A 23,168-nucleotide genomic window follows, 5' to 3' on the forward strand; every position below is an offset into this window, starting at 1 on the left:
CGCGAGTTCCGACCGCCAGACGTCGATCCAAGGAATGCACCACCCCATGATGCGCGCGCGTAAAGTCACGGGCCTTCCGGCGCGCGGCGCTGTTCTCGTGGCCGCCCTGGCCCTCGCCAGCGCCCCCTACCTCGCCCAGGCCCAGACCCCGACCGATCCCGCCGCCAGCGAGGCGCCCGCTGACGCCGCCCCGCCGGTGCGTTCCGGCATGTCGGAATCCGTGGCGGCCGTGGTCAATGACGAGATCATCTCGACCTATGACCTGGCCCAGAGGATGCGCCTGGTCATCGCCACCTCCGGCGTCCAGCCGACCGAACAGAACCTGCCCCAGTTCCAGCGGGAGGCCCTGGTCGGCCTCGTCGACGAGCGCCTGCAGATGCACGAGCTGCACCGCGTCGAGAAGGAACAGAAGATGAGCCTGATCGCCGACGATCAGGAGGTCGACGAAGAGATCGCGGCCATGGGCAAGGAAAACAATCTCGGCTTCGAACAATTCAAGGCCCAGCTCGCGGCCCAGGGGATCGGCATCGACACCCTGCGCGCCCAGATCAGGGCCCAGACCAGCTGGTCGCGCTGGATCCGCGGTCGCTACGGCTCGCGCCTGCGGATCGGCGAGGACCAGATCAAGGCCATGCAGGAGCGCATCTCCTCGGCCGCCGCCAAGCCGCAATATCAGATCTCTGAAGTGTTCCTCGACGCCAACCGGGTCGGCGGCATGGAGGTCGCGGTGAACGGCGCCAATCAGCTGGTCACCCAGATGCAGCAGGGCGCGCCCTTCTCCGCCGTGGCCCGGCAGTTCTCCGCCTCGGCCACCGCCGCCAGCGGCGGCGATGTGGGCTGGATCTCCAGCGGGGAAATCGCGCCCGAGGTCGAGGCGGCCGTCGCGGAGATGCGTCCGGGCCAGCTGTCCAAGCCGATTCCGGTGCGCGACGGGGTCTACATCATCTATCTGCGCGACAAGCGCTCGGGCTCCGACGCCACGGTGGTCAATCTGAAGCAGGCCGCTGTCGCCCTGGCCGAGAACGCCCCGCAGGATCAGATCGACGCCGCCAGCGCCAAGCTGATGGCCCTGCGCGCCAAGGTCACCGGGTGCGGCGACCTGGAAGCCCAGGCCGCCAAGACGCCTGGCGTGGTGGCTGGCGATCTGGGCGAGGCCGAGATCAAGGACCTGGCGCCGTCGTTCCGTGACGCCGCCCAGAACCTGCAACCGGGCCAGGTCTCTCAGCCGATCCGCACGGCTGCGGGCCTGCACCTGTTGGCCGTCTGCGGCAAAAGGTCAGGTGGCCAGGAAGCCATGAGCCATGATCAGATTGAAAATCGGCTCTACGGACAGCAACTGAGCATGATCGCGCGGCGTTACATGCGTGACCTCAGGAACTCCGCGACCGTTGAGACGCGCTGATCCCAGCTTCGGATCAGGTTTTTGGTTCTTGTGCCCTCCAATTCTTCGCAATTGAGCAGCGCCAGCTCGAGGGATTCGCTCGAGCCTAGAGGAACGGTGAAAAGCGGACCCCTTGCCCTGACCCTCGGCGATCCCGCGGGGATCGGGCCAGAGATCATCGTCAAGGCCTGGGCGCGTCTGCGCGAGGACGGGCCGCGTTTCCTGGTGGTGGGAGACTACCAGTCCCTGGCCTCGGCCTCGGCGGCCGGCGGCGGCGTCATCCAGCGCATCACGGGCCCGGACGACGCGGCCCGGGTGTTTCCAGACGCCGTGCCCGTGCTCGACATGCCGCTGAAGACTCCGGTGATCGCCGGCCAGCCCAGCGCCAGTGCGGCGCCCTCGGTGATCCAGTGGATCGAGACCGCCGTGGGCCTGGCGCTCTCCGGCGCGGTCTCCGGCCTGGTGACCGCCCCCATTTCCAAGGCGCCGCTCTATGAGGCGGGATTCAAGTTTCCGGGTCATACGGAATTCCTCGGGGAATTGACCCAGGCGGCGCGCTACGACGGCGCGCGCGGGCCAATCATGATGCTGGCCGCGCCCGGCCTTCGCACCACCCTGGTGACCGTCCATGAGCCGCTGTCGAGGGTCCCCGGGTTGTTGTCGGTGGAACTGATCGTCAATGCCGGACTGGTGACCGCCCAGGCCCTGCGACGGGACTTCGGCATCGCCGCGCCGCGGATCGCCGTGGCCGGACTGAACCCGCATGCGGGCGAAGGCGGCGGCCTGGGACGCGAGGATGGCGACATCATCGAACCGGCGATCCGCGCTCTGCGCGACCTTGGCGTCAACGCCACGGGGCCCCATCCGGCCGACAGCCTGTTCCCCGCCGAAATGCGCGAACGCTATGACGCGGCGGTCTGCATGTATCACGATCAGGCGCTTATCCCTGTGAAAATGCTGGATATGTGGGGCGGTGTTAATGTGACCCTGGGCCTGCCGATCGTGCGCACCTCGCCCGATCACGGCACGGCCTTCGACATCGCCGGCCGTGGCCTGGCGCGCGCGGACAGCCTGATCGCGGCCCTGCTGATGGCCGAGGATATCGTCAACCGTCGGGCCGCATGAGCGGGCTCGAGGATCTGCCACCGCTGCGCGACACTCTGGCGGCCCACGACCTGTTCGCCAAGAAGAGCTTTGGCCAGCACTTCCTGCTCGACCTCAACATCACGCGCAAGATTGCGCGCCTGGCCGAGGTGGGGCCTGGCGACCGGGTGATCGAGGTGGGCCCCGGACCTGGCGGCCTGACCCGGGCCCTGCTGGAGACCGGCGCCGTGGTCACGGCGGTGGAGATGGATCCGCGCTTCGAACCCTTGCTGAACGAGCTCGCGGCCGCAGCAGACGGACGGCTCAGCCTGGTGATCGCCGACGCCCTCACCGTGGATGAGACCATCCTGGCCCAGGGCGGACCGGCGGCGATCGTCTCCAACCTGCCCTACAATGTCGGCACGCCCCTGCTGATCAAGTGGCTGACGGGCGCCTTCACCCCCACCAGCATGACCCTGATGTTCCAGAAGGAGGTCGCCGAGCGGATCGTGGCGCCGCCGGGATCGGACGCCTATGGCCGGCTGGCGGTGATCGCCCAGGCCTGCGCGGAGGTCCGGCTGGTGATGGACGCCCCGGCCCGGGCCTTCACCCCGCCGCCCAAGGTCGACTCGGCCGTGGTGCGACTGAAGCCGCGCGCCGATCGTCCGGCCCCGGCGCTGCTGACCGCCCTGCAGACCGTGACTCAGGCCGCCTTTGGACAGCGCCGCAAGATGCTGCGCTCCAGCCTGAAGGTGCTGGGCGGGGAAGCCCTGTGCGTGGTGGCCGGCCTGGCCCCCGACGTGCGGGCTGAGACCATCGGGGTCGAGGGGTTCCTGGCCCTGGCCAGCGCCTTGATCGCCCGGCGCGGCGACTAGTTCGCCTGGCCGTTGACCCTGGCGCGAGCGCGGCATTCGGCGCGATAGAGATCTGGTCCGGCGTGATCCTCGAAGGCCACCGGACCCGGCGGCAGTTCGAGACAGCGGGTGTCCGCCGCCGGCTGACCGAGCGCCAGGCCCAGGGCGAAACTGCTGTGATCTCCGCCATAGCCGCCGCCGAAGCGCCCGCCAAATCCTGGGCCGCCATAGCCGCCATAGCCGAACCCGCCGCGTCGGCCGCCCTTGGCCTCGCTGACCGCCAGGGTCAGGGTTCCGGTCTCGCCGATCGGCAGGACAGAGATCGCGTAGGCGCTGCGATAGCCGCCGGAGCCCACGGAGACGCCGACCTCGCCATGGACCTTGCGGGGCGTCTGGGAGGTGGTGACCCCGGCCGGGCCGCCCTCATCGAGATCGATCGGCGGGGCCTTCTTGATCCAGCTGTCGATCTGGGTGGCGGTGTCGGCGGCGGCAGGCGTGGGAGACGCAGGCGCGCTCTGGACCGTCGCCGGGACCGTCGGCGCGGCCCGAGCCGTGGTGATCGCCTCATCCGCCCAGGCGGCCGGGGCCAGTCCGGCGGCCGTGGCGAGCGCGGCGAGGAGAAGGAAGCGGGTCATGGTCGGCCTCATGCTTAGCCTTGACCCTGGCGGCTGATTGCGGCGGGGCGAAGGCCCGACTGTAACAGGCGCGCGCGACGGGGCTATGCTGGCGGACAAATCAGGGAGGTTGAGATGCAGACGGTCAGCGTGGATGTCCAGGGCCGAACGGCCGTCATCACCATCGAGCGGCCGGAACGGCGCAACGCCGTCGACGCCCCCACCGCCCAGGCGCTGTACGACGCCTTCAAGGCCTTCGACGCCGATGGCGACCTGGACGTGGCGGTGTTGCAGGGACGTGGCGGGACCTTCTGCGCCGGCGCCGACCTGCATGCGGTCAGCGAAGGCCGCGGCAACCGACTGGAGCGCCAGGGCGATCTCGGGCCGATGGGCTGCACCCGGCTGGCGCTTTCCAAACCGGTGATCGCCGCCGTAGAGGGCCACGCGGTGGCCGGCGGGCTTGAGGTGGCCGCCTGGTGCGACCTGCGCGTGGCGGCGGAGGGCGCGGTGTTCGGGGTGTTCTGCCGCCGGTTCGGAGTGCCGCTGATCGATCTGGGTACGGTGCGCCTGCCCCGGCTGATCGGCCATTCCCGGGCCATGGACCTGATCCTCACCGGCCGGCCGGTGGAGGCGGCTGAGGCCCTGGAGATCGGGCTCGCCAACCGTCTCGCGCCCAAGGGCCAGGCGCTGGACGCAGCCCTGGCGCTGGCCGAGCAGTTGTCGGGCTTTCCCCAGACCTGCCTGCGCAACGACCGCGCCTCGGCGATCGCACAGTGGTCGCTGGACTGGGAGGCCGCGACCCGGCTGGAGGGTGATCTCGGCCGCGCCACCCTGGCCACTGGCGACGCCCTGGCCGGCGCCAGCCGCTTCGCCCAGGGACAGGGACGACACGGGACTTTTAGCTAGATCGAGTTGGCGACTAGCGCAGCAGGCTGGCCGCGCCGTCCCAGGCCAGCTTGCCGCCAACCAGGATCAGCAGGACATAGATCACCTGATAGAACCGCTCGGACGGGACGCGGCGGACCAGCCAGACCCCGGCCCAGGTCGAGCCGATCGCCACCGGCAGCAGCACCGCCGAGGTCGCCAGGCTGCCCCGCGTGAACTGGCCGAGCGCCAGATAGGCCGGGACCTTCATCCAGTTCACGGCGGCGAAGAACAGGGCGCTGGTGCCGATGAACGTATCCCGGGCCAGGCGCTTGGGCAGGACGTACATCTGGAAGGGCGGGCCGCCGGCATGGCTGATCTGGCTGGTGAAGCCCGCCGCGACCCCGGCCAGGACCCCGCGCCAGGGCAGGCCCTCGGGGCGTGGCTCAGCCAGGACCGCCCCGCCGCGCTCGACCCACAGGCGCTGGATCGCGAAGACCAGGGAGATGGCGCCTATCGCCAGCTCTACCGCGCCCGGCTTGACGAAGGCGGCCAACGCATAGCCGGCGAAGATGCCGACCGCGGCGCTGGGCAGCATCAGGATCAGGATCTTGCGGTCCCAGGTGCGGCGGAAGGCCCAGACGCTGACCACGTCCTGGACGATGAGGATCGGCAGGGTGACGGAAGCCGCCACGACCGGGGACACGGCGAGCGCCATCAGCGGTACGGCGATCACGCCCACGCCGGCGAAGCCACCCTTGGCCAGGCCCAGGATGATGACCGCCGGGATGGCCAGCGCATAGAAGATCGGATCGGTGATCATGAACGCGCCCCGCGACGGCCAAGCCGCCAGATGGCGCCTGACTAAAGGGCCGCGACCCGCTCGGCCAGCGCCCGGTTGACCGCCTCATAGGCTGGGACGAAATCTCGGGAGATCTGGGCTGCGGAGAAGGTCGCGGGGATCAGGCCATGCAGGTCCTCGCCATGGCGCAGGCGCGTCCCCTCCCCCTCGGGCTCAAGCTCGAAGTGGTGCCGACCGTTGAACAGCAGCGGGATGCGACCGGCCCAGGCCAGGCTGCGCCCGCGCTCGCAGGCGACCAGGGTGACGGTCTGGCGGACCACGCCGGTGGGCCGGGCCAGATTGCTGAACACCATGGGGAGTCTGGCGCCCAGCCTGGCCTCGCCATGGGCCTCAAGATTGAGCGGGTTCCACTCGGCGTATCGCGAGAAATCGGCCAGCACATCCCAGACCTTTTCGGGCAGGGCCGGGATGAGGGCGACCGTGCGAATCAGCGGCATGGGTGGGTTTTCCTCGACGAAGGACCTGGGGCCGACACCAGGCCAATATGACGTCCCCGGCGCACTTCGCCTAGGAGGCGGGCGCCCGGCGCCCGCACAGGCGGCGATCAACGCTCACGAAAGCTTGATCCGCTTGAATCCGGGGCCTAGGCTCCTTGGCAGTCCTTCGCGTGATTCCGACTCCGTGGTGGCGTCGGGCTCCTCAGCTGGACATTCGGGAGAGAAACCTCATGAAAAAGTCCGCCATTCTGACCTCGATCGTCGCCCTGGCCGCCGCCGCCTCGCTCGCCGCCTGCAGCAAGCCGAAGGAAGAAGCCGCCGCTCCGGCCGCTGACGCCGCCGCTGCCGCCGCTGCTGCGCCGGCCGCTGCCGAAGCCGCTGCTCCGGCCGCCGCTGAAGCCGCCGCTCCCGCCGCTGCTGAGGCCGCTGCTCCGGCCGCCGCCGCTGCCGCCGCTCCGGCCGCCGCCGCTGCTATGGCTCCGGCTGCTCCGGCCAAGAAGTAAGACGAGATCATCTAAGGCGTTCGCGGGCGGTCCTTCGGGATCGCCCGCGTCGTTGCTTCCAGATCCAGCGCCCTTCGGGGCGTTTTTCATGTCAGCTGCAATCATCGCCTGTAATTCTGCCCGCCTACCCTGCTGCGTAGAAGTTTAGTCGCTCTTCCGGTCCACGAATCCCCATACCGTTGGTTGGCTGCACACGGGCTGCGGCGTCAGGGACCGGCGTTCAAGACGATGGAAGATATGGAGTTCGGCGCGCTCCAGCCCCAGGCCCGGCAGGTGATAGCCCTCTCCATCGACTATCTCCTGAAGACCATCGCGGTCGTGACCCGCTCGATCGACGGCGAGGTGATCAGCGCCGTGGTCTATCTGGCGATCTCCCAGGCCAACCTGCGCGCGCTGTTCGGCGATCCTGCGCAGAACCTCCGGCACGCCGCCTTCCCCGCCAATCCCTCCGATATCGAGCGTCAGCCGGTCAGCGTGCTGGCCGTCGCCCGGGAGCTGGACCTACCCTACGAGACCACCCGCCGCCATGTGGGCAAGCTCCAGTCGAGCGGCTTTTGCCGTCGGGAACCCGATGGGGGCGTCATCATCCCGTCAGATGTCTCTCGGAGCCCCGCCGCGCGCGAGGCCATGGAAGAAATCTGCCGGCTCACCCTGACCTTCGTCACCAGCCTGTCGGCGATCGGGGTGTCGGCGCCGGCCCGTCGGCGGCCCGTCGCGCCAGATCTTCGTCGGATCACCAGCCGCGAGGCGGCCTATTACGTGCTGACCCTCGTGAAACTGGCGCGCATGGCGGTGGGGCAGAACCTGACGACCGCGCTGTTGTTGCTGGCGATCATCCGCGCCAACGCGCTGCACCTGCTGGCGAATGAGCCCCAACGCCTGGCCCATGCCAAGGGCGCCAGCGGCCTGGCCGCCATCGTGCCGGACACTCTGCGCCGGCCGATCACCACCCATGCCCTGTCACGCGAGATCGACATGCCCTACGAGACCGCCCGTCGTCAGGTCGGGTGGCTGGAAGAGGCCGGCTTCTGCGTCCGCCAGGGCAAGGGCCTGATCGTCCCGGCCGAGGCGATGCGTCGGCCCGAGATGATGGCGGCCGTGCTGGCCAACTGGGTCGAGACCCAGCGCTTCCTCACCACCCTGGGCCAGTTGGGCGTCGGCCCGGTCCAGGCCCTTGCGGGCCTGGTCCAGGGCGCCTGAAATCTAGAGTTCCGTGTCGACGGAGGCCTGCATGGCCTCGCTGTAGCGCGGCCCGACGACCGTGGTCGGGTTCACGACGGCGTCGACCTTGGCCATCACCTCGGCCGAGAGGGTGATGTCGGCGGCGCCGGCGTTCTCGATCATATGGGCGGGGCTGGTGGTGCCGGGGATCGGCACGATGATCGGGTCCTTCTGCAGCAGCCAGGCCATGCAGAGTTGGGCTGGCGTGCAACCGGCCTCGCGGGCCAGGGCCTCAAAGGCCTCGAACATTTTCAGATTGGCGGTGAAGGCCTCGCCCATGAAGCGCGGCATCGCGCGGCGGAAATCCCCCTCGCCCAGGGCTGCGGGATCCTTGACGCCGCCGGCCAGGAAGCCTCGGCCCACCGGGCTGAAGGCCACGAAGGCGACGCCCAGCTCGCGGCAGGCGTCGAGGACCGCGATCTCGGGATTGCGGGTCCAGGGGGAATACTCGGTTTGCAAAGCGGCGATCGGATGCACCGCATGGGCCTTGCGCAGGGTCGGCGCGGAAACTTCCGACAGGCCGATGCTGCGGATCTTGCCTTCCTTCACCAGGTCGGCCAGGGCGCCGACACTGTCCTCGATCGGCACGCGCTTGTCCCAGCGGTGCAGATAGTAGAGGTCGATGACGTCGGTCTTGAGCAGCTTCAGGCTGAGTTCGCAGGTCTCCTTGAGCACTTCGGGCGCGCCATTCAGCTCGCGCTGGGCGCCCCGGCTGAGGCCGGCCTTGGAGCAGAGCACGAACTTGTCGCGATGCGGGCCAAGGACCTCGCCCACCAGGGTCTCATTGTGGCCCAGGCCATAGACGGCGGCGGTGTCGAAGAAGGTGTAGCCGGCGTCCAGAGCGCCCAGCAGCACCTTTTCAGCCTGTTCGCGGGGCGGCGGCGGGCCGTAGGCGTGAGACAGGCTCATGCACCCCAGGCCAATGGCCGACACTTCAAATTGACCCACGCGACGCTTTTGCATGTTCCGTCTTCCCCAGAGAATGGCTGGGTCTGAGAAGGGGTCTCAGCCCCCTCGGGTCAAGAGGGCGACGCTATTTCTTCGGGGCCTCGAGGGTCTTCAGATAGGCGATGAGGTCATTGCTGGCCGCCTCGTCGAACTGGAACACGGGCATGCCGTGGTGGCCGGTGGAAATGCCCTCCACCAGGGATTCCTGGATGTCCTCGACGGGATAGCGGTCGTGCAGGGTCCGGAACGGCGGAGACAGCCGGTTGCGGCTGCGGCCATGGCGACCGATCGCATGGCAGGCGGAGCAATTGTCCTGGGCCAGCTTGTGGCCGTGCGCGACCTGAGGGGTCTCGGCGCGCGCCGCCGTGGCGAGGCAAAGAGCGACGGCGAAGGTCGGCAGCAGGCGGGAGGCCATCGGTGTCCTACTCTTCCTCGCCCAGCCCCTTCACGAAGTCGGGCAGCCAGGGATTGCGGCCAGGCTTCATGCGTTCGGCCCGGTAGATGTGGCCGAGGTCCGCATAGGCGCGGTCGAAGCTCTTATTGACGATGACATAGTCGTATTCGTGCCAGTGGGTGATCTCTTCGCGCCCCAGGATCAGGCGGTTGGTGATCACCTCCTCGGAATCCTGCGCCCGGGCGTGCAGCCGTCGGGCCAGGTCCGACCAGGACGGCGGCAGGATGAAGACCTTGACGCTGTCGTCAGGTGCGTTGGTCTGGATCTGGGCCGCGCCCTGCCAGTCGATATCGAACAGCACGTCATGGCCGCCTTCCAGGGCCGCCATGACCGGCGCCTTGGGAGTGCCATAGAGATTGCCGTTGACCTCGGCCCATTCCAGGAAGTCGCCCGCCGCGATGCGCGCCTCGAAGCCGGCGCGGTCGAGGAAATAGTACTCCCGCCCCTCCTCCTCGCCCGGGCGCGGCGCGCGGGTGGTGCAGGAGATCGAGAGGGTCAGGTCGCCGTGGTCGGCGACCAGCCGGCGCGAGAGCGAGGTCTTGCCGGCGCCGGCCGGGCTGGAGACCAGCAGCAGCAGCCCCCGACGCTGGGTCTCCCAGGGCCTGGGATGATCACCGTCACTCGACATTCTGAACCTGCTCGCGGAACTGCTCGATGACCGCCTTCAACTCCAGACCGGTGGTGGTCAGGGTCGGCAGGGCGGACTTCGCGCACATGGTGTTGGTCTCGCGCATGAATTCCTGGGTCAGGAAGTCCAGGCGCCGCCCCGTGGCGCCTTCCGCAACAATCAGGGCGCGGGCTGCAGCCACGTGGCCGGTCAGCCGATCCAACTCCTCGCGAACGTCGGCTTTCACGGCCATGGCGGCGGCCTCGACGACGATGCGCTCGGCGATCTGGGCGCCGTCTCCAGCCAGTTCGCTCATGCGACGGGCGAAGCGTTCCTTGATCATGGCGGGCTGGCCGCCGGCCACCGTCTCGGCCTCGGTCACCAGGGATTCGACGCGGTCGATCAGGCCGCCCAATATGCCGGTCAGACTGGCCCCCTCCTCCCGCCGGGCCGCCAGCAGGCCCTCGAAGGCCAGGGCGACGGAGGCGCTCATGGCGGCTTCCAGGGCGGCCAGCACTTCCGGATCGTCGGCGCCGGCCTCGGCCTCGACCACCCCGCGCAGGGCCAGCAGGCCGTCGAGCCGCGGCGGCGCCGCCAGGCCCTCGGCGACATAGGGCGCGCCGGCCGCCAGATAGCGTTCCAGTTGATCCAGATTGATCCGCACGGCGCCCGCGCCCTCGGCGCGCTTGGCCGTCAGGCTGACATTGACCTGGCCCCGCTGGAACCGGGACTGCGCGCCTTCGCGGGCGGCGCGCTCGAGGCTGTCGAAGCCATTGGGGCCACGAAAGCGGACTTCCAGATTGCGGCCATTGACCGATCGGGCCTCGACCGCCCAGCTCCAGTCGCCCAGGGCGCCCTCGGCGCGGCCGAAGCCGGTCATGCCGGAAAGCGCCATCAGGGCTGAGCCTTGACCTTGGCGCCGTCGACCTCCGGGGCTCCGGCCAGGGGCTCGGGCGCCGCCTCGGCCTTGGCCTGGGCATGCTCGCGCTCGACACCGCGCCACTTGGCGACGTTGCGGTTGTGCTCCTCCAGGGTGGAGGCGAAGACGTGGCCGCCGGTGCCGTCAGCCACGAAATAGAGTTCGGTGGTCTTGGGCGGGTCCAGCACGGCGGCGAGCGCGGCGCGGCCAGGATTGGCGATCGGGGTCGGCGGCAGGCCGTCGATCAGATAGGTGTTGTAGGGCGTGGCCTGGGCCAGCTCCGAGGCGCGGATGCCGCGACCCAGGGGCCGGCCGCCGGTGATGCCATAGATGATGGTCGGATCGCTCTGCAGGCGCATGCCGGTGCGCAGGCGGTTGAGGAACACGGCGGCGACGCGCGGCCGCTCGCTGGCCTTGCCGGTCTCCTTCTCGACGATCGAGGCCATGGTCACGGCCTCCATGGGGGTCGTGAAGGGCAGGCCCGACTGGCGCTTGGCCCAGAGGGCGCCGAGCAGTTCGTCGCGGGCGTCCATCATCTTCTTCAGCACCTTGGCGCGGTCTTCGCCGCGTTCGTACTGATAGGTCTCGGGCAGGATCGTGCCCTCGGCCGGGGCCGGGGCGTCGCCGCTGAGATCGGTCTTCTTGGCCAGGATCTCGACGACCATCTCGCTGGTCAGGCCCTCGGGGATGGTCACCTGATGGCGGACGATCCGGCCGTTGCGGATATCGTCGAGCACCCGCGCCATCGAGGCATGGCTCGGAAACTCATATTCGCCGGCCTTCATACGCCGCGCGGCGCCGGTGACCTGGGCCGCGGTGATGAAGATGGCGCTGGAACGCACCACGCCGGCCCGCTCCAGGGAGGAGGCGATTTCCGGCAGGCTGGCGCCATGGCGCAGCTCCACCGTGGTCATGTCGCCGCTCTTCGCGGCCGGACCGGCCCCCTGGTACATCCAGACGGCCCAGAGCATGGCGGCCATGACGACGATGGCGAAGGTCACCAGCGCGCTCAGAATGGTGGTCAGCAGTCGACGCACGGGCGAAACGCCTCCCCTTGGTTTCGCGGCCCTGCGCTGGGTGCTCACGTGACCTTCTTGAAGATCACGGAGGCGTTGGTCCCGCCAAAGCCGAAGCTGTTGGAGAGCGCCAGGTTGATAGCCATCGGTTTCGCCTTGTTGGGGACGAGATCGATATCGGTCTCAACCGAGGGATTGTCGAGATTGATCGTCGGCGGGGCGATCTGGTCGCGGATGGCCAGCGCCGTGAAAGCCGCCTCGATGGCGCCGGCCGCGCCCAGCAGGTGGCCGGTGGCCGACTTGGTCGAGGACATGGTCAGGCCCTTGGCCGCATTGCCCATCATCCGGGTGACCGCGCCCAGTTCGATCTCGTCGCCCAGGGGCGTCGAAGTGCCGTGGGCGTTGACGTAGTCGATGTCGGAGGCCTGGATGCCCGCGTCCTTGATCGCCGCGCGCATGGCCCGGAAGCCGCCGTCGCCGTCATCGGCCGGAGCGGTGATGTGATAGGCGTCGCCGGCCAGTCCATAGCCCACGACCTCGCAATAGATCTTCGCGCCGCGGGCCTTGGCGTGCTCGTATTCTTCCAGCACCAGGACACCGGCGCCCTCGCCCATGACGAAGCCGTCGCGGTCCTTGTCATAGGGACGGCTGGCCTTTTCAGGGGTGTCATTGAAGCCGGTCGACATGGCGCGGCAGGCGATGAAGCCCGCGACGCCCACCGGGCAGATGGCCGCCTCGGCCCCGCCGGCGATCATCACATCGGCGTCGCCGTACTTGATCAGGCGCGTGGCGTCGCCGACCGCGTGCGCGCCGGTGGCGCAGGCGGTGACGACGGAATGGTTGGGGCCCTTGAAGCCATAGCGGATCGAGACCTGGCCAGACGCCAGATTGATCAGGGCCGAGGGAATGAAGAAGGGGCTGATCCGGCGCGGGCCCTTGAGGTGCAGCTCGACGCTGGTGCGCTCGATGGTGCCAAGACCGCCGATGCCGGAGCCGATGATGACGCCGGTGCGTTCCTTGTCGTCGTCGGTTTCCGGAACCCAGCCGGAATCCTTCACCGCCTCGTCGGCGGCCGCCATGGCGTAGAGGATGAAGTCGTCGACCCGACGCTGGTCCTTGGGGGCCATGGTCTTGTCGGGATCAAAGGAGCCCTCGATATCGGCTCCACCGCCGCCGCGGCCGTCGACGCGCGGGATTTCGCACGCCACCTGACAGGCATATTCGGCGGGATCGAAGCCGCTGATCCGGCCCGCGCCCGACTTGCCGGCCAGTATGGCCTGCCAGCTCAGTTCGCGCCCCTGGCCCAGAGGCGTCAGAAGACCGATGCCGGTGACGACGACACGACGCATGCGGAGGCTCCAAAACGCAGACCGCCGCGCCTTACAAGAAGGGCGCGGCGGTCAAATCTTCGACGAAAACCCGGGCCTTAGGCGCCCAGACGCTCTCCGATGAACTTCACCGCGTCGCCGACGGTCTGGATGTGTTCGGCGGCGTCGTCCGGGATTTCGATGTCGAATTCCTCTTCGAAGGCCATCACCAGCTCGACGTTGTCGAGGCTGTCCGCGCCAAGGTCGTCGATGAAACTCGCCTTTTCGGTGACCTTTTCCGGGTCGGCGTCCAGGTGTTCGATGACGATCTTGCGCACGCGCTCAAGGATGTCGGACATTCGTATAAGTCCCTGTTGTTCAACTGATCCATCTGCGACAGCCGACAGGATGTCAACCGCTCGCGGAATTCGGGTTTGAGACCTGCGCCTCTTCGGTTCGGGGTCGCCGTAGCATGTTCGCTCCGGTGAGGCCAGCCGGTCAGATCATGGCCATGCCGCCGTTCACGTGCAGGGTCTGGCCGGTCATGTAGGCGGCTTCGTCGCTGGCGAGATAGGCGCAGGCCGCGGCCACCTCATCGCCCCGGCCCAGGCGGCCGGCGGGAATGGTGGTCATGATCTGGGTCTTCTGGCCCTCGGTCAGGGCCTCGGTCATCGGGCTCTCGATGAAGCCCGGCGCGACGCAGTTCACCGTGATGCCGCGCGAGGCCACTTCCTGGGCCAAGGCCTTGGAAAAGCCGATCATCCCGGCCTTGGAGGCGGCGTAGTTGGTTTGGCCCGGATTGCCCATGACCCCCACCACGGAGGTGATGCCGATGATGCGGCCGAAGCGGCGCTTCATCATCCCGCGCATGGCCGAGCGGGCCAGGCGGAAATAGCTCTCCAGGTTCACCTTGATGACCTGCTCCCAGTCGTCGTCCTTCATCCGCATCAGGAGACCGTCGCGGGTGATGCCGGCATTGGCGACCAGGATGTCCAGCTGGCCGGCGGCGGCCTCGGCCCGGGCGACCAGGCCATCGACTGATTCGGCATCGGCCAGGTTGGCGGCCTCCACCGAGACCCGGGCGCCCAGCTCGGCGGCGAGCTCGGCCAGGACGGATTCGCGGGTGCCCGACAGCACCACATGGGCGCCCTGGGCGTGCAGGGTGCGGGCGATCTCGGCGCCGATGCCGCCGGTGGCCCCGGTGACGAGGGCGGTCTTGCCGGTGAGGTCGAACATGTCAGGTCTCTCGAGTTCCCTTCGCCCCTTGGGGGAGAAGGTGTCAGCCTGGCTGACGGATGTGGGGGCTTGCGCGCCCGTCGCGGGCCCGGCGAGGGCGTTCCCCCTCACCCTACCCTCTCCCCCCGAGGGGACGAGGGAAATTGGCTCAGACGGTCTTGGCGAAAGCTTCGAGGTCGGCGGGGGTGTTGAGCGGGACCGCCTCGGCGTCGGGGGCGATGCGCTTGGCCATGCCGGACAGCACCTTGCCGGCGCCGGCCTCGGCGAAGCGGGTGACGCCGCCCTCGCCGGCCAGCCACAGCATGCTCTCGCGCCAGCGGACCCGGCCGGTGACCTGCTCGACCAGCAGGCGACGGATCTCTTCCGGATCCAGGGTCGGCAGGGCGGTGACATTGGCGACCAGCGGCGCGCGCGGGGCGATGATGGCGGCGGCGGCGAGGGCGCGGGCCATCTCGTCGGCGGCGGGCTGCATCAGCGGACAGTGGAAGGGGGCCGAGACGTTCAGCGGGATGGCGCGGGCGCCCAGCGCCTTGGCCGCCTCGATGGCGGCGTCGACGGCGGCCTTGGCCCCGGAGATCACCACATTGCCGGCGTTATTATCATTGGCCACCACGCAGATGCCGACCTTGGAGCCGGCCTCGGCGGCGGCTTCGGCCAGGGCCACGTCGGTCTTGGGCCCGATCAGCGAGGCCATGGCCCCCTCGCCCACCGGCACCGCGCGCTGCATGGCCTGGCCGCGCAGCTTGAGCAGCCGGGCGGTGTCGGCCAGGCTGACGGCGCCGGCGGCGGCCAGGGCCGAGTATTCGCCGAGACTGTGACCGGCGACGAAGCCGGCCTTCTCGATGGAGACGCCGAACTCCCGGTCCAGGGTGCGGATCACCGCCATGGATACGGCCATCAGGGCCGGCTGGGCGTTCTCGGTCAGGGTCAGGTCGGCCTCGGGGCCGTTCTTCATCAGGGCGGAGAGCTTCTGACCGAGCGCGTCGTCGACCTCCTGAAAGACCTCTCGGGCCGAGGCGAAGGCTTCGGCCAGATCGACGCCCATGCCGACAGCCTGACTGCCCTGTCCGGGAAAGAGGAAGGCGAGGGTCATGATGAAAACTCCCGATGGGCGCGGTCGCGCGTCTGCCGAATCCGAGGCCGCGAGGGTTAGGGGATTAGACGCCGGCGGGCAAGTTTTGGAGGGAAGCCAAGGCTCAGGGCGGCGGTGCGGCGTGGTTGTCCAGAACCTCGGACATTCGCTTGACGATGACGTCGGCGTCCTCGCGAAGAAGCGTCGTGGGAAAGCTCCACTGTTTCTGGCCAGCACCTTTGACAATGAGGCGCTGCATTCCAGCATTCACGCCCGATACTCGTTCAATCAATCCGAACTTCGACCGGAATGTCGTCTCGTCCGCCCCGACCGAGAGACCCGATTGAAGTAGGACGCGCTTCCAGCCTAAGGGCCAATAGAAGACGAATTCGCCCTCTCTTTGGCGGATAGCCACCCCCGCAACTCTTTGGCGGATAGCCACCCCCGCAACGAACGCAGCGTTGAACAATAAGCCCGAGGAAACGATCGAAAGAACCAACGCGACAAGGGCGGCGGCGATCGTACCAAGGTCGTGAGTGTCGGCACCCGGCATCGTCCATCCGTGCCCGCGGACTTCAAGCCCGGTCCAGAATATCGCGAGCGCGGAAATGCCCACGAATGCGGCGACCTTCGAAGCCGAATATCGAGCGATGACCCGCGAACTGTCGGCAGATTCCTGCATGAAGGACGATAGAAAGCCTCTCGGCAAACCCGTCAAGGTTGCGACCAAACACGAATGTTCCGCGCAATGCTGACGTCGCGACAGCCTGGAAATCGCGGGCGGACGGCCTCAGAGTGGTGAAAACACAATGGGAGGTCTCCGCATGCGCGCCGTCATCCGCCGCAACAAGCAACTCATCTGCGAGGAGATCGCCGAGCTGACGCCGGGGGCCGGCCAGGTGCTGGTCAAGACCCTGGCCTGTGGCATCTGCGGCTCGGACCTGCACGCCCTGCACCATATGGAGCACATGATCGAGACCTCACGCCGGGCCTCCGGGGGCGGCGACGCAGGCGGCATGGGCGGCGGCTTCGACCCGACGGCCGACACGGTGTTCGGCCACGAATTCTGCGCCGAGATCCTCGACCATGGCGTGGGGAGCGCCAAGACCCTGAAGGTCGGGACCCGGGTGGTCAGCGTGCCGGTGACCCTGACCCAGACCGGCATGGAGGCGCTCGGCTATTCCAACGCCCTGCCCGGCGGCTTCGCCGAACGCATGCTGTTGTCCGAGGCCCTGATCCTGGAGGTGCCCAACGGCCTGCCGACCGATCAGGCGGCGCTGACCGAACCCTTCGCCGTCGGCGCGCACGCCGTGGCCAAGGCCCGGCTCGACAAGGACTCGGTGTCGCTGGTGATCGGCTGCGGGCCCGTGGGGCTGGCGGTGATCGCCGGGTTGAAGGCCAAGGGCCACGGGCCGGTGATCGCGGCGGACTATTCCCCGCGCCGTCGCGCGGCGGCCGAGATGCTGGGCGCCGATGTGGTGATCGACCCGGCCAAGGAAAGCCCGCACGGGCGCTGGGAAAGCTTCGGCGTGCCGACCGCCCGGGCGGCCCAGTCCATGGCGCGCATGATGGGCAAGACCTTTGGCCAGCCGGTGGTGTTCGAATGCGTCGGCTCGCCCGGCATCCTGCAGCACCTGATCGAGGCGGCGCCGGCCGGCAGCCAGATCGTGGTGGCGGGGGTGTGCATGGAGACCGACAAGATCGAGCCGGCCATCGCCATCACCAAGGAAATCGAGCTGACCTTCGTGTTCGGCTATTCCCCCGAGGAATTCGCCGCCACCCTGCGCCAGCTGTCCGAGGGCGTGATCGACGTCAGCCGCGTGGTCACGGGCAAGGTGGGACTGAGCGAAGTGGCCCAGGCCTTCGTCACCCTGGGCGATCCCGAGGCTCATGTGAAGATTCTGGTTGAACCCGGCCGCTGAGCGAACGGCGTTCTATTTGATGAAAACATGCGCACATATAGCTATTACATGCGCATGTTTTCGTCACAACGGCCATATCGATGGCAATACTAAATATATGCAGATAGTTATCAGACCCACTCGTCAGTTTTACGGATGAATACTGCCATTGAATATATGTGCCTTTCTGGCGACTCCTGAACAATAACGAACATCACTCACAGGCTTGTTGTCGCCTATGAGTTGACTCGAAACTGTCACACGCCCGACAACCCCCGCAGCAACCACGCGACCCAAATCGGGTTTCGCGCGGAAGATGAAAACATCGGGGGACTGCAAATGCGACACTTCACCCTTCGGCGGCGTTCGGCCCTGGGCGTCAGCCTGATGGCGCTGACCCTGGCGGCGCCGGCCCTGGCCCGCGCGGCCGACAATCAGGTCGAGGAACTGGTGGTCACGGCGCGGAAGCGCGACGAGGCGCTGATCGACGTGCCCTTCTCGGTCAACGCCATGAGCGAGACCAAGATGCGCGCGCGCGGCGCGACCAATATCGAGGACATCTCGCGCAGCGTCGCCGGCTTCACCGTCCAGAATCTCGGCCCGGGCCAGAGCCAGGTCGCGATTCGCGGCATCTCCGCCGGCCAGCTGGTCCGCGACCAGCCCGGCGTGAAGGAGCAGGTCGGCGTCTATCTCGACGAGAGCACCATCTCGCTGTCGCTGTTCACCCCTGACCTCGACCTGTTCGACCTGAACCGTGTGGAGGTGCTGCGCGGGCCCCAGGGCACGCTGTTCGGTTCCGGCTCGCTGTCGGGCACGGTGCGCTACATCACCAACCAGCCCAAGACCGACAAGTTCGAGGGCGTGGTCGAGGCCACGGCCAGCCAGGTCCAGGACGGCGGCGACGGCGGCGACATCAAGGCCATGGTCAACCTGCCGCTGAGCGACAAGTCCGCGTTCCGGCTCACGGCCTATGGCTCCAAGTTCCCGGGCTTCATCGACGCGGTTCAGCCGAACGGCTCGGTGCATCGCGACGTGAATGACGGCGAGCGCTCCGGCTTCCGAGCCGCCCTGATGGTGCAGCCGACCGAGAACCTGACCATCACCCCGCGCTACCTCTACCAGAACATCGCGGTGCACGGTTTCAACCGGGTCGATGTGTTCAACATCCTGGCCAACCCCTACACGACCACCCGCCCGAAGGTGACGCTGGGCGACGAGAACCAGTTCACCCAGCTGGGCGAAAAATTCCGCGACCGGTTCAAGCTCGCCGACCTGACCGCCAATCTCGAGCTCGGGGCCATGACCCTGACCTCGATCTCATCCTACACCGATCGCGACGTGCTGGTGGTGCGCGACGCCACCGCCCTGACCGGCTCGATCACCGGCGGCTCGATCGGCCTGCCGGCGAATGTCTACACGCTCAACGCGCCGCTCTATGACACCACCAAGGTGAAGCTGTTCACCCAGGAAGTGCGGCTGGCCTCGAAGAACGCCGAGAAGCTCGATTGGCTGGTCGGCGCCTATTACAGCAAGATGGACCGCGACTACGCCCAGTATCTGGACGTGCGCGGCTTCCAGGCCCTGACCGGCATTCCGACCAAGGGCGTCCGCGCCCCGGTCGACGCCCTCTACTTCTCGACGGTCCCCTACACCCTGACCCAGTACGCGGTGTTCGGCGAGGCGACCTACAAGGTCAATGACAAGCTGGACGTCACCGCCGGCCTGCGGCTCGCCCGCTATGACGAGAAGCGCAAGCTGACCTTCGACGGCATCTTCGCCGACACCACCATCGACTATCCGGGCCATGTGAAGGCCGACGAATTCGCCCCGCGCGTCATCGTCGCCTACAAGGCCAATGAGGCCCTGACCTTCAACGGCCAGATCTCCAAGGGCTTCCGGCTGGGCGGGGTGAACGATCCGCTCAACAAGCCGCTGTGCAGCGCCGCTGACCTCTCCACCTTCGGCAAGCTGGCCAAGCCCGGCTTCGACAATGAGAGCGTCTGGAACTACGAGGCCGGCCTGAAGGCCAAGCTGCCGGAGGGCCGCGGCTCCTTCACCATGGCGACCTTCTATTCCGACATCGAGAACCTGCAGGCCACGGTCGACGCCGGCAGCTGCTCCTCGCGGATCATCGTCAATGTGCCCAAGGCGCGGTCGACGGGCATCGAGGCGGAGTTCAACAGCCGCCTGACCGAGAACTTCGACCTGTCGCTGTCGGCTTCGGCCAACAACTCGGAACTGCGGTCCAGCGTGCGCGATTCCTCCGGGGCCGTGCTGCAGGCCCTGCGCAGCGGCAACCGCCTGCCGACCGTGCCGAAGTTCCAGGCCTCCGCCGCCCTCGACTACATCCGGCCGATGTCCAATGGCCTGACCGCCTTCTCCACCCTGACCTGGCAATATGTGGGCGACCGCTACACCCAGATCTCGGATCAGGAGGGCGATCCGCGCACGGTGACCCTGTTCGGTACGGGCTCGCCCAGTGTCTCCACCCTCGCCTTCCAGCTGAAGCTGCCGTCCTACGCCCTCGGCAACCTGCGGATCGGCGTGCGCGGCGACAGCTGGGAAGTGGCCGGCTTCGTCAACAACCTGACCGACGAGCACGCCCGGCTGGCGATCGACCGCGAACGCGGCCTGCGGGCCCGCTACGGCTATCTGACCAACCCGCCCCGGACTTACGGGATCACCGTCCGCAAGACCTTCTAAGTCGCCGGCCAAGCCGCCTGCGTCGCGATCGCCTAGGCCCCTGGCCCAGGCGATCGCTCGGGCGGGACCTTTGGTCGCACGCCCTTGGATTGCGGTGGATCAAGGCGCATTCCGGGCGTCCGGCCCATGTTGTTTGGGCTGGAAGGTCGCCCATGATGAGCCGCGCGCAAACGATCTGGACCATGGCCGGCCTCTATGCCGCCCTGACCTTCGCCACCGGCGTCCTGATGGGCGCGGCGCGGATCCTGCTGATCGCGCCCTTGGCCGGCCCCATCGCCGCCGTGATGCTGGAACTGCCGATCATGCTGGCGCTGTCCTGGCTGATCTGCGGCTGGATCATGGACCGGCCCTGGGCCTTTCGGCGACTGCTGGACCGTGCGGCCATGGGGGTCGCAGCCTTCGCCCTGATGATGGCCCTGGAAATGGGCATGGCCCTGTTGGTGTTCGGGCAGAGCCCGGCGGCGGTCCTGAAGGGGCTCGCCGCCCCGGCTGGGGTCCTGGGCCTGGCGGGCCAGGCGGCCTTCGCCATGCTGCCTATGGCCTGGCGCCCGCCCGTGGTGATCCGCGTCCAGGACACCGAACGCCGCGCCGCCTATCCCGCCGCCTGGCCGCGTCCCGAAGACTGATCACCCCGCCGGAAAACTCAGCCGGGCGATCAGGCCCGCCCCGGGTTCAAGACTATTGCGCAGGGTGAGCGCCCCGCCCTGGGCCTGGGCCAGCCCCTGGACGATCGACAAGCCCAGCCCGGCCCCGCCGGACTGCCGGGCCCGCGAGGGCTCCAGCCGCGAGAACGGCTCGAGGATGCGGGCGAGGTCCTCGGCCGCCACCCCCTCTCCCCGGTCCGTGACCTCGATCCAGACCTGCGCCGCCTCGACACCCGCCGCCAGCCTGGCCTCGCCGCCATAGCGGATGGCGTTGTCGACCAGGTTGCCCACCATCCGGCGCAGCGCCAAGGGTGAGCTCATCCGGACCGCAGGCAAGTGGGGTGGAGCGCGCCAGGTCACCGGCTCGCCCATGGCGGTCCGCGTCTCGGTGAAGGCCGCCAGCTCGGCGACGATGTCCACGGGAGTGAAGACGGCCAGGCCGGCGTCCAGGCCAGCGAACAGCAGGGTGTCATCCAGCAGGCTCGACATTTCCTCGATGTCGACGGTGGCGCGCTCGCGCTGGTTGGCGTCGTCGATGAACTCGGCGCGCAGCCGCAACCGGGTCAGATAGGTCCGCATGTCGTGGGCGACGGCGGCGAGGATCCGGGTGCGCTCGCCGATCAGCGCGCGAATGCGCCGGGTCATGTCATTGACGTCGGCGGCCAACTCGCGGATCTCGCGCGGACCTTCCAGGGTGAGGTCGGGGGCGTCGAGGTCGGTGGCGAAGCGGCGGACCCCGGCGGCCAGCTCAGCCACCGGACGGGCGGTCTGGCGCACGGCCAGCACCAGGGCGCTGAGCAGCACCGCCGCCACCGCCCCCATGACGAAGACGCCGCGCAGCAGATAGGTTCGCAGCACCCGCGACGGTCGCCGCTCCACCACCAGCACCTCGCCGGTCCGCAGCCGCACCGACAGGCGAACCGGGGCCGGGCCGTCGTCTCGCCAGTCGCCGGTCAGATAGCGAATCCAGAATCGCCGGCGCGTATCGACCCGGAACTCCCGCCCGCTGAGCGCCGTCGCGTAATCGGCGAACACGCCGCCCTTCGCCAGCCGTCCGCCCGCCGGCAGGCCGGGCACGACTTCCGGAAAGTCGGGCTGCAGATGGGCGCTGACCACAGAGGAGTCGACCGCGGCCAGGATGCGGTCACGCTCGGGCCCGTCGCGGGCGCCTTCCAGGGCCTCCGCTATGGCCAGGGTCTCACGGGGCAGCGGCAGGTCGAATAGCTTCACGTCGGCCGACGGCCAGACCAGGGTCGCGCCGATGATCAGGAACAGCGCCGCAAGCCCGGCCAGCAGGATGGCGATGATGCGCGCCGCCAGGCTGTCGGAGAACACCATGCTCAGGCGAGCTCGACGGGCGCGGAGAACAGATAGCCGCCGCCGCGGACCGTGCGGATCAGGGCGGCGCCGGAGGGATGCTCGGCCAGGCGGCGGCGCAGCCGGCTGAGCTGGACGTCGATGGTCCGGTCGAAGGGCATGGCCTCGCGACCGCGGGTCCAGTCGAGCAGCTGGTCCCGGCTGAGCACCCTTTGGGGGTGGGTCAGAAAGCTGAGCAAAAGATCAAATTCGCCGCCGGTCAGCTCCACGCCCCCGCCATCCGGATCGGTGAAATCCCGACTCGCCGCATCCAGGGTCCAGCCGGCGAAATGATAGACCGTGCGGCGCACCGGGGCGACGACGGCGCCCGCCTCGCGGGTCCGACGCAGGATCGCCTTGACGCGCGCCACCAGCTCGCGGGGATTGAACGGCTTGGGCAGGTAGTCATCGGCGCCGATCTCCAGGCCCACGATGCGGTCGATGTCGTCGCCCTTCGCGGTGACCATCAGCACGGGCGTCTGGCCCTGGGCGCTGAGCCGGCGGCAGAGGGACAAACCGTCCTCGCCCGGCAGCATGACGTCGAGGATGGCGAGATCGATCCGCCGGCGCGCGGCGACCCGGTCGAACTCGGCGACATCCGGACAGGGCGCGGTCTCATAGCCTTCGCGTCCGAGCAGATCGCAGACCAGGGCGCGGATCTCCGGGTCATCCTCGACGATGGCGATCAGGGGGGTGCGGGTCATGCGGCGGATCGGGTTCCCGGCGAGCTCCGAAGGGTCATCATGGCGGCGGGGTCTTGCAAAGCCCTGAACATCAGGCCGGTCGCCCAAAGGCGGCGCGCAGGGCGGCCTTGAAGCTGCGGGCAGCCAGGAGATCGGCGAACAGGCGCCGCCACTCGCTGAACGCCACGGCGATGGGATTGCGCGATCCCACCGGGTGGACCAGGCCGTAGCGCAGCGGCTCCTCCGGCGACAACGCGGCGAAGGTGCCAAACAGCCGATCGAAGACGATCAGCACGCCGCCATAGTTGCGATCCAGATAGCGGCTGTTGCAGGCGTGATGCACCCGGTGGTGGCAGGGCGTGTTCAGCACCCACTCCAGCGGCCCCAACGGGCCAACCATCTCGGTGTGCAGGAAGAACTGGTAGTGCAGGTTGAAGGCCAGCAGGCCCAGGACCAGGCGCGGATCGAAGCCCGCCAGCACCAGGGGCAGATAGACCGCCCAG

General features: G+C 68.4%; 25 protein-coding genes. 9 read left to right on the forward strand and 16 right to left on the reverse strand.

Features of this window, described 5'->3' with window-relative positions:
• Window positions 1-97: 97 nt before the first annotated feature.
• From Q7P21_RS01410 to rsmA, 3 genes are all read left to right on the forward strand, one after another.
• Complete coding sequence (locus Q7P21_RS01410) at window positions 98-1,402, forward strand: peptidylprolyl isomerase (RefSeq protein ID WP_304175394.1); 1,305 nt, start codon at window positions 98-100, stop codon at window positions 1,400-1,402.
• A 96-nt stretch (window positions 1,403-1,498) separates the two neighbouring features.
• Window positions 1,499-2,506: a 4-hydroxythreonine-4-phosphate dehydrogenase PdxA gene (gene pdxA, locus Q7P21_RS01415; RefSeq protein ID WP_304175395.1), complete on the forward strand. Its 1,008-nt coding sequence runs from the start codon at window positions 1,499-1,501 to the stop codon at window positions 2,504-2,506.
• Window positions 2,503-3,339 (forward strand): 16S rRNA (adenine(1518)-N(6)/adenine(1519)-N(6))-dimethyltransferase RsmA, encoded by an 837-nt coding sequence (gene rsmA / locus Q7P21_RS01420; protein WP_304175397.1) that lies wholly within the window; start codon window positions 2,503-2,505, stop codon window positions 3,337-3,339. The genes pdxA and rsmA overlap by 4 nt, the downstream gene beginning before the upstream one ends.
• Here the strand turns inward: rsmA and Q7P21_RS01425 are convergent.
• Complete coding sequence (locus Q7P21_RS01425; protein WP_304171694.1) at window positions 3,336-3,953, reverse strand: hypothetical protein; 618 nt, start codon at window positions 3,951-3,953, stop codon at window positions 3,336-3,338. The two genes, rsmA and Q7P21_RS01425, sit on opposite strands and share 4 nt — an antisense overlap.
• Before the next feature lie 114 nt (window positions 3,954-4,067).
• Here Q7P21_RS01425 and Q7P21_RS01430 point away from each other — a divergent pair, with 114 nt between their 5' ends.
• Window positions 4,068-4,838 (forward strand): crotonase/enoyl-CoA hydratase family protein, encoded by a 771-nt coding sequence (locus Q7P21_RS01430; protein WP_304171692.1) that lies wholly within the window; start codon window positions 4,068-4,070, stop codon window positions 4,836-4,838.
• Between the two features lie 13 nt (window positions 4,839-4,851).
• Here the strand turns inward: Q7P21_RS01430 and Q7P21_RS01435 are convergent, their stop codons facing one another.
• Window positions 4,852-5,619, reverse strand: a complete 768-nt coding sequence (locus Q7P21_RS01435; protein WP_304175400.1) for a sulfite exporter TauE/SafE family protein — start codon at window positions 5,617-5,619, stop codon at window positions 4,852-4,854.
• Window positions 5,620-5,660: 41 nt separating this feature from the next.
• The gene (locus Q7P21_RS01440; protein ID WP_304175402.1) at window positions 5,661-6,095 is read right to left on the reverse strand and encodes an SRPBCC domain-containing protein; all 435 of its coding nucleotides are present in this window, start codon (window positions 6,093-6,095) and stop codon (window positions 5,661-5,663) included.
• A 230-nt stretch (window positions 6,096-6,325) separates the two neighbouring features.
• Here Q7P21_RS01440 and Q7P21_RS01445 point away from each other — a divergent pair, with 230 nt between their 5' ends.
• Together Q7P21_RS01445 and Q7P21_RS01450 are read left to right on the forward strand one after the other, a co-directional pair.
• Window positions 6,326-6,598: a hypothetical protein gene (locus tag Q7P21_RS01445; protein WP_304171686.1), complete on the forward strand. Its 273-nt coding sequence runs from the start codon at window positions 6,326-6,328 to the stop codon at window positions 6,596-6,598.
• Window positions 6,599-6,826: 228 nt separating this feature from the next.
• Window positions 6,827-7,798 (forward strand): hypothetical protein, encoded by a 972-nt coding sequence (locus Q7P21_RS01450; protein ID WP_304175404.1) that lies wholly within the window; start codon window positions 6,827-6,829, stop codon window positions 7,796-7,798.
• A 3-nt stretch (window positions 7,799-7,801) separates the two neighbouring features.
• Here the strand turns inward: Q7P21_RS01450 and Q7P21_RS01455 are convergent, their stop codons facing one another.
• The 10 genes from Q7P21_RS01455 to Q7P21_RS01500 form a co-directional block, all read right to left on the reverse strand.
• A complete protein-coding gene (locus Q7P21_RS01455) occupies window positions 7,802-8,782 on the reverse strand; it encodes an aldo/keto reductase (protein WP_304170742.1) in 981 nt (326 codons plus the stop codon).
• A 70-nt stretch (window positions 8,783-8,852) separates the two neighbouring features.
• On the reverse strand, window positions 8,853-9,182 hold the full coding sequence (locus Q7P21_RS01460) for a cytochrome c (protein ID WP_304170744.1): 330 nt from the start codon (window positions 9,180-9,182) through the stop codon (window positions 8,853-8,855).
• Between the two features lie 7 nt (window positions 9,183-9,189).
• Window positions 9,190-9,849, reverse strand: a complete 660-nt coding sequence (gmk, locus tag Q7P21_RS01465) for a guanylate kinase (RefSeq protein WP_304170747.1) — start codon at window positions 9,847-9,849, stop codon at window positions 9,190-9,192.
• A complete protein-coding gene (locus Q7P21_RS01470; protein ID WP_304175407.1) occupies window positions 9,839-10,723 on the reverse strand; it encodes a YicC/YloC family endoribonuclease in 885 nt (294 codons plus the stop codon). Before Q7P21_RS01470 ends, gmk begins: the two co-directional genes overlap by 11 nt.
• Window positions 10,723-11,727 (reverse strand): endolytic transglycosylase MltG, encoded by a 1,005-nt coding sequence (gene mltG / locus Q7P21_RS01475; protein ID WP_304170764.1) that lies wholly within the window; start codon window positions 11,725-11,727, stop codon window positions 10,723-10,725. Before mltG ends, Q7P21_RS01470 begins: the two co-directional genes overlap by 1 nt.
• Before the next feature lie 101 nt (window positions 11,728-11,828).
• Window positions 11,829-13,112, reverse strand: a complete 1,284-nt coding sequence (gene fabF / locus Q7P21_RS01480; RefSeq protein ID WP_304170750.1) for a beta-ketoacyl-ACP synthase II — start codon at window positions 13,110-13,112, stop codon at window positions 11,829-11,831.
• A 77-nt stretch (window positions 13,113-13,189) separates the two neighbouring features.
• Complete coding sequence (locus Q7P21_RS01485) at window positions 13,190-13,429, reverse strand: acyl carrier protein (protein ID WP_056019455.1); 240 nt, start codon at window positions 13,427-13,429, stop codon at window positions 13,190-13,192.
• Between the two features lie 139 nt (window positions 13,430-13,568).
• On the reverse strand, window positions 13,569-14,306 hold the full coding sequence (gene fabG, locus Q7P21_RS01490) for a 3-oxoacyl-[acyl-carrier-protein] reductase (protein WP_304170756.1): 738 nt from the start codon (window positions 14,304-14,306) through the stop codon (window positions 13,569-13,571).
• 148 nt (window positions 14,307-14,454) lie between these two features.
• Window positions 14,455-15,399 (reverse strand): ACP S-malonyltransferase, encoded by a 945-nt coding sequence (gene fabD, locus Q7P21_RS01495; protein ID WP_304170758.1) that lies wholly within the window; start codon window positions 15,397-15,399, stop codon window positions 14,455-14,457.
• Between the two features lie 103 nt (window positions 15,400-15,502).
• Complete coding sequence (locus Q7P21_RS01500) at window positions 15,503-16,060, reverse strand: hypothetical protein (protein WP_304170760.1); 558 nt, start codon at window positions 16,058-16,060, stop codon at window positions 15,503-15,505.
• 142 nt (window positions 16,061-16,202) lie between these two features.
• Between Q7P21_RS01500 and Q7P21_RS01505 the strand changes: the two genes are divergently transcribed.
• From Q7P21_RS01505 to Q7P21_RS01515, 3 genes are all read left to right on the forward strand, one after another.
• Window positions 16,203-17,300, forward strand: a complete 1,098-nt coding sequence (locus Q7P21_RS01505; RefSeq protein ID WP_304171132.1) for a zinc-binding dehydrogenase — start codon at window positions 16,203-16,205, stop codon at window positions 17,298-17,300.
• Between the two features lie 318 nt (window positions 17,301-17,618).
• Window positions 17,619-19,982 (forward strand): TonB-dependent receptor, encoded by a 2,364-nt coding sequence (locus Q7P21_RS01510; RefSeq protein ID WP_304175409.1) that lies wholly within the window; start codon window positions 17,619-17,621, stop codon window positions 19,980-19,982.
• A gap of 155 nt (window positions 19,983-20,137) precedes the next feature.
• Window positions 20,138-20,608 carry a hypothetical protein gene (locus Q7P21_RS01515; protein ID WP_304175411.1) on the forward strand — a complete coding sequence of 157 codons (471 nt, stop codon included), beginning with the start codon at window positions 20,138-20,140 and terminating at the stop codon, window positions 20,606-20,608.
• On the opposite strand, the gene Q7P21_RS01520 is transcribed toward Q7P21_RS01515, so the two are convergent.
• The 3 genes from Q7P21_RS01520 to Q7P21_RS01530 all read right to left on the reverse strand — a co-directional run.
• Window positions 20,609-21,964: a cell wall metabolism sensor histidine kinase WalK gene (locus Q7P21_RS01520; RefSeq protein WP_304175413.1), complete on the reverse strand. Its 1,356-nt coding sequence runs from the start codon at window positions 21,962-21,964 to the stop codon at window positions 20,609-20,611.
• Window positions 21,965-21,966: 2 nt separating this feature from the next.
• The gene (locus Q7P21_RS01525) at window positions 21,967-22,686 is read right to left on the reverse strand and encodes a response regulator (protein WP_304175415.1); all 720 of its coding nucleotides are present in this window, start codon (window positions 22,684-22,686) and stop codon (window positions 21,967-21,969) included.
• Between the two features lie 70 nt (window positions 22,687-22,756).
• Window positions 22,757-23,168 (reverse strand): sterol desaturase family protein (locus Q7P21_RS01530; RefSeq protein ID WP_304175417.1); only part of this gene is annotated, 412 nt, incomplete at its 5' end.

The organism is Phenylobacterium aquaticum (assembly GCF_947378715.1).
GTDB lineage: Bacteria > Pseudomonadota > Alphaproteobacteria > Caulobacterales > Caulobacteraceae > Phenylobacterium > Phenylobacterium aquaticum_A.